General features: G+C 48.5%; 8 protein-coding genes. 5 read left to right on the forward strand and 3 right to left on the reverse strand.

Annotated elements, in window-relative coordinates:
• Nucleotides 1-20 precede the first annotated feature (20 nt).
• From QUW60_RS04885 to QUW60_RS04905, 5 genes are all read left to right on the forward strand, one after another.
• A complete protein-coding gene (locus QUW60_RS04885) occupies nucleotides 21-1,727 on the forward strand; it encodes a RagB/SusD family nutrient uptake outer membrane protein (protein WP_289558814.1) in 1,707 nt (568 codons plus the stop codon).
• A gap of 21 nt (nucleotides 1,728-1,748) precedes the next feature.
• The gene (locus QUW60_RS04890; RefSeq protein ID WP_258338050.1) at nucleotides 1,749-3,005 is read left to right on the forward strand and encodes a glycan-binding surface protein; all 1,257 of its coding nucleotides are present in this window, start codon (nucleotides 1,749-1,751) and stop codon (nucleotides 3,003-3,005) included.
• A 21-nt stretch (nucleotides 3,006-3,026) separates the two neighbouring features.
• Nucleotides 3,027-4,937, forward strand: a complete 1,911-nt coding sequence (locus QUW60_RS04895; protein WP_289558817.1) for an IPT/TIG domain-containing protein — start codon at nucleotides 3,027-3,029, stop codon at nucleotides 4,935-4,937.
• Between the two features lie 8 nt (nucleotides 4,938-4,945).
• Nucleotides 4,946-6,319, forward strand: a complete 1,374-nt coding sequence (locus QUW60_RS04900; protein ID WP_258338048.1) for a glycosyl hydrolase — start codon at nucleotides 4,946-4,948, stop codon at nucleotides 6,317-6,319.
• Between the two features lie 200 nt (nucleotides 6,320-6,519).
• Nucleotides 6,520-7,944: a sialate O-acetylesterase gene (locus QUW60_RS04905; protein ID WP_289558819.1), complete on the forward strand. Its 1,425-nt coding sequence runs from the start codon at nucleotides 6,520-6,522 to the stop codon at nucleotides 7,942-7,944.
• Between the two features lie 376 nt (nucleotides 7,945-8,320).
• Here the strand turns inward: QUW60_RS04905 and QUW60_RS04910 are convergent, their stop codons facing one another.
• The 3 genes from QUW60_RS04910 to QUW60_RS04920 form a co-directional block, all read right to left on the reverse strand.
• Entirely contained in the window at nucleotides 8,321-9,643 is a 1,323-nt protein-coding gene (locus QUW60_RS04910) for a glycoside hydrolase 5 family protein (protein ID WP_434736845.1), read from the reverse strand.
• A 250-nt stretch (nucleotides 9,644-9,893) separates the two neighbouring features.
• On the reverse strand, nucleotides 9,894-10,904 hold the full coding sequence (locus QUW60_RS04915; RefSeq protein ID WP_258338046.1) for a GGGtGRT protein: 1,011 nt from the start codon (nucleotides 10,902-10,904) through the stop codon (nucleotides 9,894-9,896).
• Between the two features lie 16 nt (nucleotides 10,905-10,920).
• Nucleotides 10,921-11,622 carry an iron-sulfur cluster assembly scaffold protein gene (locus tag QUW60_RS04920; protein WP_258338045.1) on the reverse strand — a complete coding sequence of 234 codons (702 nt, stop codon included), beginning with the start codon at nucleotides 11,620-11,622 and terminating at the stop codon, nucleotides 10,921-10,923.
• Nucleotides 11,623-11,897 lie beyond the last annotated feature (275 nt).

An 11,897-nucleotide genomic window follows, 5' to 3' on the forward strand; every position in this document is an offset into this window, starting at 1 on the left:
TTATTAATGTGACGATAATTATGAAACTGAATACTTTTAGATATTGGGCACTGGCAGCAGTTTTCGGGACAGGTCTGACTTCTTGTGAAGACTTCTTAGACCGTCCGGCAGAAGATACCTACAACGTGGACAATTTCTACGCCAATGATGAACAGTGCATCCAAGGAGTCAATCCACTTTACAACTCTCCTTGGTTCGATTTCCAACGTGGATTTTTCCGCATCGGTGAGGTGCTTTCGGGCAATTATTATTGGGGATCATCACCTTATCTGACTTTCACCGTGAACGGTACCGACCAAGAACTGGTAGATATGTCGAACTCCTTGTGGTCGGTCAATGCGTATGCCAATACCATCCGCGAACGTCTTGTCACCGCCAACGCTTCTCCCGAAACCATCAACACGTGCATTGGTGAATGTTTGGTATGGAAGGCCATGGCTTACTTCTACTTGGTACGCATCTTCGGTGCCGTTCCCATCGTGCACAGCAACTCGGAAGACATAGCTGCAGGAAACTACAACGAAAAATACAAAGTACAAGTGCCCGATGTATACGAATATATCATTATGACGTTGGAAAGAGCTATCGAACTGCTTCCACCTACCAACTCCGAAGGGCGCATTGACCAATACACGGCCAAAGGATTATTGGCAAAGGTCTACCTGACCAAATCCGGTTATGGTATGAATGGTTCACGCAACGAAGAAGACCTTCGCCAAGCAGCGGCATACGCCAAGGATGTCATCGACAATTCCGGCCGTCATCTGCTGGAAAATTACTCAGACATCTTCCGCTTGGCAAATAACTTCAATGAAGAATGCTTGCTTTCTTGGCACTGGGTATCCTCGGATGTATGGACCTGCCAAAATCAAATGCAAGCCGAACTTGCCATTGTAGGCTTTGATGAGTTCAATTGTTGGGGCGGGTATAATGGTCCTTCGGTAGACCTGCAGGATGCTTTCGGCGAAAACGCACTCAGTCCGACACGTTATAACGGAGACGCACGCCGCAAAGCTACAATGATGATGTGCGGCGACACCTACGACTATTTCTGGACCGACAAAGGAGGATTCAACTACATCGACTTCTGCTTCAGTCCTACATCAGGAGGTCCGCAACAATACCAAAGCCCTACCGGAGCCAATTCGGTAAAGAATCTGTATGGAGATACTTACGATCACGTGTCCGCAACCGGCGTATCGCCTGCGCAACAACGCAGCAGCCTCAGCACACACCTGCTCCGTCTGGCAGACATCTACCTTATCTATGCAGAAGCTGTAATAGGTAATGCCGGCTCTACAACCGACGCATCCGCCATTGATGCCTTTTATCAAGTGCGCCACCGTTCGGTAAACACCTACGAACGTCCGTCATCCATTACATGGGAAGATGTCTGGAAGGAACGCCGTCTGGAATTGGCGTGCGAAGGAGACCGTTGGTATGACTTTGTACGTTTGTCTTATTACGACTCACAACGTGCCATCAATGAACTGACTAACCAACGTCGTGACGTGTACTACAACCTATCAGACTTGTACGAACAATACTACGAAACAGGATCGTTCACCGTCAATCCCAATGAACACCGCTACAATCCGAACGCAGTGAAACCCAATGTAACCGTATCCAGCTTCACCCTTCCGTTCCCAAGCGAAGACGTAGTGTTCAACCCGCACTTGATGGAAGACCCTATTCATGTGGATGTACGCAGCGAATACAGTTATTAATCCTTTTAAACGAATCAAACAATGAAAACAACAAAATATGTCAAAAAACTGGCTCTATTGACCATCCTCTTTACAGGAGTGGCGATGACATCGTGCGAAGATGAGCCGGACAAATACGAAATAGCCGAAGGGCTGCCTACCGTACATTATGTACGCTTGCCCGACCCGGAAGTGGCAGACTCTCTCATCACAGGATCGTACTTGTCGAACACCATCTGTATTGTGGGCGACAACCTGCGCAGTGTGTATGAGCTATACTTCAACGACCAGAAAGCCATTCTGAACACCAGCCTGATGACCGACCATACGATTATCGTAGATGTTCCCTCAGGAATTCCCAGCGTGGTAACCAACAAGATGTATCTGGTCAATCTCGATAAAGATACAGTGGCATATGATTTCAACATTCAAGTGCCTGAACCGCAAATCACTGCGATGACGAACGAGTACGCTATTCCGGGAACGGAAGTCACCATCAGCGGAAACTATTTCATTGATGACCCGAATGTGCCGCTCACCATTACGATGGGTAATGTACCTGTAACCGAAATCACCAACATCAGCTTAAATGCTGTCAGTTTCGTGATTCCACAAGGAGCATCGACCGGCTATATCAATGCCACCTCCATTTACGGAACTGGACAGTCTACCTTCCGTTATATGGAAAGTAATATATTATTCGACTTCGACAACGATGGCGACGATGCCTTGTACAACTACAACGGCTGGCACGCACCTACCATCGGTATCTTGACAGAGGTCACCCCGATAGACAATAACTACCTGATTTTCCAAGGTAGCTTAGACAACAATACGTGGGACGACAGCCATTTCGCTTTCGAATACTGGCCAAATGGAGACGATGATACTCCTTACCTGAATACGTTGACCGAATTCAATGATTTGGATAACCTGCAATTCAAGTTCGAAGTCAACATTCCAGATGCCTGGAGTGCCTGCGCGATGCAAATCATGCTGACAACCAACAGCGAAGTAAGCGGTTCGAACCAAAACAACAGCTTCTTCCAGAACGAAACTTTCCCACGCGCACTTTGGATTCCGTGGCAGTCATCCGGAAGCTACACCACCGACGGCTGGACTACAGTGACCATTCCATTGTCTGAATTCCGTTTCGGTTCATCCGGAACAGCTATTAACGCACTTTCCTCAACAGATATCACAGGATTGACTATCTTTGTATATGGCGGAGGAGTGACCGGTACGGCATGTAACCCGACTATCTGCATTGACAACGTGCGTATCGTACCTATGTATTAACCTTATTAATATGTATCAACAATGAAAACAAATAGAATCTTAACACTTTGCCTGGCAGGGTTGCTTCTTACGGGAAGCGGTATATCCTTCACATCCTGCCAAGGTGACGATGTAGATACCAACCAATTCACAGGAGGTATCAGCCTGAATGTATTCGGCCCGTGCCCGGTAGCACGTGGAGGAGAACTCCGTTTCATCGGTAGCGGCATGAATCAAGTGACTGCTATATCCATACCCGGATGTGCGGATATCACCGACATACAGGTCATCAGCGACCGTGAAATCCGTGTCACCGTTCCGCAAGAAGCAGAGGAAGGATATGTTATCTTAAAAACACCTGCCGGAGATATACAGACCGAAACCAAGATTACATATACAGAGCCTATTTCGTTGGAAAGTTTCAGCCCGACTAATGTACTTCCAGGAGAAACAATCACTATCACCGGTGATTACCTGAATCTGATGCAGAAAGTGATTTTTGCTGATGAAGTGGAAGTGGATTATACCGATTTTATTGAACATACCCGCCAACGCATTACGCTGACCGTGCCCGAAGAAGCTCAAAGCGGACTCATCATCCTGTCGGATACGGCAGAGATTCCAAACCAAATTTATTCGGAAGAAGAACTGACGGTAATTCTGCCTTCGGTTAATAACGTTAGCCAACTGGACAATGCCAAACCGGGAAATACGGTAGAGATACAAGGACAACACTTGAATCTGGTAAAGCAAGTACGGACCAGTAATGGAAGTGAAGCAGAATTTGTAGTAACAAACGATGAAATACTTCGCTTTGAAATCCCTGCCGATGCAACCGATGGCGAAATGGTGATGGTTCCTGCATCAGGCGTGGAAGTGCCGGTTGCCAACCTGACAATGGCTGTGCCGACCGATGTGCAGGCAATCCCTGCCACCGGACTCCGTGCTGGAAGCACTCTCACCCTGACCGGAAAGAATATGGAATTGATTGCCAACGTGACTTTCCCCAACGTAGCCGAGCCAGTAGCTTTGGCTTCGCAAACCGAAGAACAAGCAACCGTCGTTATGCCCGAAATGGCACAAAGCGGCAACTTAATGCTGAACACCGGAAGCGGAAAGCAAGTAGCCGTAGCTATCGAGACATTGAAACCAGTAGTTAGCGGATATACTCCAACAACTGTTTCGGCAGGTGAAAGCGTAACATTAAGCGGAAGCAACCTTGACCTGATTGCCTCCATTACATTCGGCGATGGAGAAGCAGTTGCGGTTACACCAAGCGCAACGCTTGATATAGAAGTGCCTGTTACCACTGCAGAAGGCGAAGTCGCTGTTACCGTCACCATGACAAACGGGGAAACCGTCGCTTGTCCGACTTTGGATGTGACCAAGCCGCAATGTTGTTACATCACTTCATGGCCTGAAGAAGACATCAAGTCTGGCGCACTGCTTGAAGTAAGCATCGAAAACAGTGACAAGCTAACCTCTGTACAACTGAACGGAAACACCGTACAATATATTGTACGAGATGGAAGCCTTCTGATTTCACTGCCTGCCGACGTATCCGGCGAGGCTACACTGACGCTCGTATCTTCGAATGGCGAAATGCCTTACACCATCAGCATCGCCGACGGAGCAGCCGTAGTCATCTATGCCGGACCTGCCGTGAACGCAGGCAATTGGGAAGGCTATGTGCAATTAGGCAGTGAACTCTTCGCTGACGCGCACGTAGGATCTATCATCACCGTCTACATTTCCAATATCGGAGCAGATGCGCAAGGAGCTTTCCAGAACAGCAGTTGGAGTTCTATTGACCCTGCCTACGATGGATTTGCACTCTCAGGCGATTCGTTTACGATGACCGTAACCGAAAATATTCTAGGCCAAATCCAGTCAGGCGGACTGATTATAAAAGGAAAGAACTATACCATCGAATCAGTTACCATACTTAACTAATGACGATTATGAAAAAACTACATATACTATATGCTTTCGCTGCGGCTGCCTTTTTATTAACCGCCTGCGACACCGACGTAGAACACGACATCGCCCAAGTAGATGCTCCTGTATTCGTTTCGGCAACCCCTGAAACAGGAAGCACCGTAAAAACAGGCAATGTCACCGTCACCCTGCAATACGACAAGAACATCTATTTCGCTTCTGAAGATGCCAGCCAAATCAGCATATCCGATAATGGAACGGTAGTAAGTGCCGATGTCATCGGAGTAAGCAATACACTGACCATCGTGGCAAACTGTCCTAACCGCGGAGCCACTTACACGCTTACCGTTCCTGCAGGACTGGTAACAGGCCCCAACCAAATGCCAGCACCTGAAGTAAGCCTGACACTCAGCACAACCGGACTTAATACCACACCGGTAAATTCGCTGACCGCCGAAGCGCAACAAGTGTACGACTTTTTGGTGGAAAACTTTGAGACACGTACCCTTTCCGCCACAATGGCTGTAGACGGCGTATCGGGACAGACCGGAAGCTGGAATACTGCTGATGCCGAACAAGTGTACCAATGGACCGGGCAATATCCGGCTATGAACTGTTTCGACTACCTGCACTTAGCTGCTTCACCGTCCAATTGGATTGACTACTCCGACATCACTCCTGTGAAAAGCTGGTGGGACAACGGAGGCATCGTGCTCGCCATGTGGCACTGGAACGTTCCAAAAGCTGAAGGTGATACTGATACAAATAACTACACTTCAACTCTAAGCGAAACTGCATTTAACATTGACAACGCCTTTACAGAAGGTACTTGGGAATACAATACCGTGCATGCTGACCTTGCAAAGATTGCCGGTTACCTGAGATTATTGCACGATGCCAACATTCCTGTGATCTGGCGTCCGCTGCACGAAGCTGCAGGAGGATGGTTCTGGTGGGGAAAGAACGCCGACAGCTTCAAAAAACTTTGGGTAGAAATGTTCGACTATTTCGAAACGCAAGGCTTGAATAACTTGATTTGGGTATGGACCAGTGAAACCAACGACACCGACTGGTATCCCGGTGATGAGTACGTGGACATTATCGGGCGGGATCTGTATGGAAACGATGCTGTCGACTGCGCTGCACAATACCGGATCCTCACCAACGACTTCGGCAACAAGATGATTACGTTGAGCGAATGCGGTTATTCGGAATATACCGATTCCACTGTCGGTCTGCTTTCCGAACAGTGGAATGCAGGAGCGCGCTGGTTGTGGTTCATGCCGTGGTATGATTCGGCGGAAAGTACCTCATTTCATGCCGATGAAGCATGGTGGCAGGACGCGATGAATCAGGATTACGTGGTTTCGCGTGACGAGCTTCCGGATTTCAGATAACTTCAAGTGAAAAGTAAAAGGATGGCGGGTTGACGTGTCAAGCAGGTTCCGCCATCCTTTTTTCGTTTCTGTTATCCTTGCAGAAATAGTTTCTGAGGGTGTTCCGATGTTTTCGGAAACATGTGCCTGACGGCAGAATTTATTTTTATATTTGCGTAAAAGAGATTTTATCAATACCATTAAAAACTTTGACATATAATATGAAGAAACTGATTGCAGTCGCGCTGCTGGCATGTGGCTGGGGTGCTGCGGAGGCAAAAGTTACTTTGCCTGAAATCTTGAGTGACAACATGGTGCTCCAGCAGCAGACGGACGTGCGCTTGTGGGGCTGGGCTGCTCCGAATGGGAACATAACGGTGAAACCTTCGTGGAGCGACAAGGTTTACCGCACGCAGGCCGACGGAGAAGGCAGATGGATCCTTTCGGTCGCTACCCCTGCAGCGGATTATACTGCGCGTTCCATTGAGATTTCCGACGGAGAACCGGTAGTGCTGGACAATATACTGATCGGCGAAGTGTGGTTCTGCTCCGGCCAGTCTAATATGGAAATGCCTCTGGCAGGATTCGACAACTGTCCCATCGAAGGAGCGAACGAAGTGATAGCCTCCTCGTCGCAATGGAAAGGAATCCGTGTGGCTACGGTAGAGAAGAACGGCCAGTTGAAGCCGGTCGACCGCTGCAAGGGAGTCTGGAAAGCAAGCAGTCCGGAAAATGCTCCGAGATTCAGTGCTACGGCTTTCTTTTTTGCGCGGATGATGAATCGGGTGCTTGATGTTCCGGTCGGCATTATCAATTGCAGTTGGGGAGGCTCTAAAGTGGAAGGATGGCTTCCTGCCGAGATCGTTTCGCAGTACCCCGATGTAGACCTTAAACGCGATATCCGGAAGGAAGAACCGCACGACTGGTGGCATTACCTGAGTCCGACATTGATGTATAACGGTATGCTGAAACCTCTTCAGAACTATACCATAAAAGGTTTTCTGTGGTATCAGGGCGAATCGAACGTAGGTTCCCACAAAACTTACGGAGAGCGTCTGAAAACAATGGTGGACCTCTGGCGCAAGGACTGGGGGATTGGTGAACTGCCTTTCTATTTTGTGGAACTGGCTCCGTATGGAAGCTTCGAAGGGACGGGATCGGCTCTGTTGAGGGAAGCCCAGTATAAAGCCCAGTCGCTGATACCGAACAGTGCGATGATTTCAACAAACGATTTGGTAGAGCCTTACGAGGCATGGAATATTCACCCGAAAGACAAGAAGCATGTGGGAGAGCGCCTGGCGTATCAGGCTTTGGTGAAGACTTATCATGTAGGTGGAATCGAGGCCGACAGCCCGGCATACAAGTCGATGACGGTGGAAGGAAATGCGGCAATGCTCGATTTTGTTCATGCGGACAACGGATTCAACCGGTTGAAAGGCATGGAAGGATTCGAGATGGCCGGCGAAGACCGTGTGTTCTATCCGGCTCAGGCAGAGGTGGCCGGCAAGAACCGGATTAAGGTGACTTGCGACAAGGTGGCGAAGCCTGTTGCCGTGAGATATGCTTTCCGCGATTATTTTCCCGGAAATGTAGCCAATCTGCGCGGTCTTCCGCTGATACCTTTTCGTACGGACGATTGGGAATAATAAAAAAAGAGCCGCATCCGGCATTTGTCCGGAGCGGTCCTTTCTGATTATAAAAAACCTCTCTCTTTTTCTTGCTCAAGTCAGCTTATCTTCTGTCATACTGACCGTACATTGCTTTTGCGCTCCATTCCAAATTCTTTCTGATGGTGCGGAGCAAACTTTTTACCTCTTTCATAATACCTAAAGTTTAGTTTTGTTATCCTTAAAAATGCTGTCTTCTTGTGTGAAGGACGCTTTGTTTGTGTTTGTTTATATGTTTTACAGCACAAAAATAAGGCCGTTTTATGAATTGTCATCAGAAAGGGAGAGAAAATTTGCATTCTCCCCTTATTTCTTGATATGTATCAAAGAGGAGAGGGTGATGCTGTCCGTTTTGTCAGTCGGCTTTTTCTCCGGAACACTTTCCGACAGCCTCGTTTGCCTGCCGGATCAGCCTGATTGTAGTAGTGTCGGACGAGAATACCGAATTTAGCCCTTGCGCTTCTTGCGCCGGGTCGCCGGTATAGTCATCTCCCGGCTTCCAGAACGAGTGAGAGGCAGACAATGTTGCATTTCCTCCCCACGCCCAGAAGTTGCATCCCGCAAGAAGTCCTCCGGTGCGGGCATTTTCGCTTACCAGACTGAAGATGAAGCTGTAGTAGTCGTCACGTGCGGTTACTGATGCTTCTTTGTTGAAGCGGAAGCCGTCGCGGGGATATCCGAACTCTTCGATGACGATCGGCTTGCTGTATTTGCGTGCTATGGCGAGATGCTCATCGATGTATGCTTTTGTTTCTTTCCTGGCAGAGTCAAGACATTCTGTCAGCCGGTCTTCTTTGGCCCATCCCCAGTTGTATGGCCAGATGTGGATGTTCATGTAGTCAACATGCCCGTCGGCATGGATTTTCTCAAACAGTTGCAAATCTTCTTCGCATCCGTGTTTCCCTTCGCTTCCGGTAGAAATGAGCTGATTGGGTGCCAGCGAATCAATCAGTGCAGCTGTTTCTCCGATCCATTGCGCAAAAGCCTCTTTGTTTTCCGGTGAGAAAGCTCTTGGCTCGTTTCCTATTTGCCACGACATTACGGTGGGATCGTCCGTATATTTCACTCCCGTATAGCGGTTGGTACGTGTGATGATGTCTTTTACATAATTGGCGAACAGTTTTTTTGCCTTTTCAGATCGCGGGAACTGCTTCACATAATCCATGTATGCCGGCCATCCGTCTACTGCCGGAACCGGTGCCTTGCCGTGTCCTGCCCATTCCAGGTATTGTCCGTATCCTCCGCTCCATTCCCAGGAGTTGTTGAGATAGAGCACAGCCAGCATGTCCCGTTTGCGCATTTCTGCCAGCAGATAGTCAAGTCCGGCCAGAATGGTGTCGTTGTATACGCCGGGAGCTGTCTGCAGGGTGGGTTCTACTTTGGCGGGCACTCCGCGTCTGCCGTCGGATCCTACCAGAATCCGCAGGTTGTCTACGCCCATTGACTTGAGCGAATCAAGTTCGGCTGTCAGGCGCATGCGGTTTCCTCCTGTTCCTTCAGAACCAAGGATAGCGCCATACCAGAAGTTGGCTCCCACATAATAATACGGTTGGTTGTGGCGGATAAACTGTCCGTCTTTGACTGAAACGAAAGGGCTTCCGTCGTTTGCCTGTTTGGGTGATGAGCATGACAATCCTGCCACACATGCCATCACGCAGAAAAAGATTTGTTTCCTCATGATATAAAGGTTAAGTGTTTTGTGGGTAAAGTTAGGCGAATGTGCCTGGATTGTCTTCTACTTTCTTATCAAAAACTGATACTATGCTGCTGGGAGTGAAAAACTAAGGCCGTTATGCGTGCTGTCGGCGGCAAGGCTATATGTGATGTATACAAACGCTTGTTGGAATCCTTATTCGGCAGCCGGAAATAAAAATCCCCGTAACCTTTAGAAGTTACAGGGATTTATTATGCTGATTAATTAGTCAGAATTACTTGTTCAGAGCCAGAGCTACGTTAACGGCGCAAGCTACAGTACATCCTACCATCGGGTTGTTTCCGATACCCAGGAATCCCATCATTTCTACGTGAGCGGGAACTGAAGAAGAACCTGCGAACTGAGCGTCTGAGTGCATACGTCCCATGGTGTCGGTCATACCGTAAGAAGCAGGACCTGCAGCCATGTTGTCAGGGTGAAGTGTACGTCCTGTACCGCCACCTGATGCTACTGAGAAGTAAGGCTTGCCAGCAAGTACACGTTCTTTCTTATAGGTACCTGCAACCGGATGCTGGAAGCGTGTCGGGTTGGTAGAGTTACCTGTGATAGATACGTCTACGTTTTCGTGCCACATGATAGCTACACCTTCGCGAACATCGTCGGCGCCGTAGCATTTTACTTTAGCGCGCGGACCGTCTGAATACGGAGTTTCCTTCACGATATTCAGTTCGCCGGTGAAGTAGTCGAACTTAGTCTGCACATAAGTGAAGCCGTTGATGCGGGAAATGATCATGGCAGCATCTTTGCCCAGACCGTTCAGTATGCAGCGCAAAGGGTTCTTGCGAACTTTGTTTGCCATTTCTGCGATCTTGATGGCACCTTCAGCGGCAGCGAATGATTCGTGGCCTGCCAGGAAGGCGAAGCACTGGGTTTCTTCGCGGAGCAGACGGGCAGCCAGATTGCCGTGTCCCAAACCAACTTTACGGTCGTCAGCCACAGAACCCGGGATGCAGAATGCCTGCAAGCCGATACCGATAGCTTCGGCAGCGTCAGCAGCGTTCTTGCAGCCTTTCTTCAGCGCGATGGCGCAACCTACCACGTAAGCCCATTTTGCATTCTCGAAGCAGATGCCCTGTGTTTCCTGACAAGTCAGATACGGGTCAAGTCCTGCCGCGTCACAGATTGCGTTAGCTTCTTCAATGTCTTTGATACCGTTTTCGTTCAATGCAGCAAGAATCTGCTTCATGCGACGGTCTTGACTTTCAAACTGTACTGGTCTAATCATAATCTGTGTCCTCCTATTATTCTTTACGTGGGTCAATATATTTAACTGCGCCTTGTTCGGGCTTGAAGCGGCCGTAAGTTCCGGTAACGGCTTTCAACGCTTCGTTAGCGTCTACACCCTTCTTCACTTGCTCCATGAACTTGCCCATGTGAACAAATTCGTAACCGATCACCTGATTGTCTTTGTCAAGAGCCATGCGGGTGATGTAGCCTTCAGTCAGTTCGAGGTAACGGGTGCCTTTGGCTTTTGTTCCATACAGCGTACCTGTCTGGCTGCGGAGGCCCTTGCCCAAGTCTTCCAGACCTGCACCGATCATCAGACCGCCTTCAGAGAAAGCCGACTGAGTACGTCCGTAAACGATTTGCAGGAACAGCTCGCGCATGGCAGTGTTGATAGCGTCGCAAACCAAGTCGGTGTTCAATGCTTCCAGAATAGTCTTTCCCGGCAGGATTTCAGATGCCATAGCCGCAGAATGAGTCATACCTGAGCAACCGATAGTTTCTACCAGACATTCTTCGATGACACCTTCCTTCACGTTCAGTGTCAGTTTGCAGGTACCTTGCTGCGGAGCGCACCATCCGATACCGTGTGTCAAACCTGAGATGTCTTTGATTTCTTTTGCCTGAATCCATTTCCCTTCTTCGGGAATCGGAGCGGGACCGTGATTGGGTCCTTTTGCGACACAACACATGTGTTCAACTTCGTGTGAATAAGTCATATTCCTTACGTTTAGTTAGTAATAAAAATAAGTGTTCGTAAACCACTGATCAGAGAATGCTTTCCCCAATTCGCACGCAAAGTTACTCCTTTTATTTCAGTTCTGCAACGAGGCGGACCTAACTTTTTGTTGCATTTTAATGATATTTTTCTAGTAATTCTCTGTTTTGTAAAGTCCGGTTGCCAAATCGTTTCTCTGTATGGTATTTTCCTTGTATATTTGCCGTGGATTTCTTTATCTCCAGCCTGGAGATTGAAAATGTATGCCGGCGAATG

It is taken from the genome of Bacteroides gallinaceum (genome assembly GCF_030373775.1).
Classification (GTDB): Bacteria; Bacteroidota; Bacteroidia; order Bacteroidales; family Bacteroidaceae; genus Phocaeicola; species Phocaeicola excrementipullorum.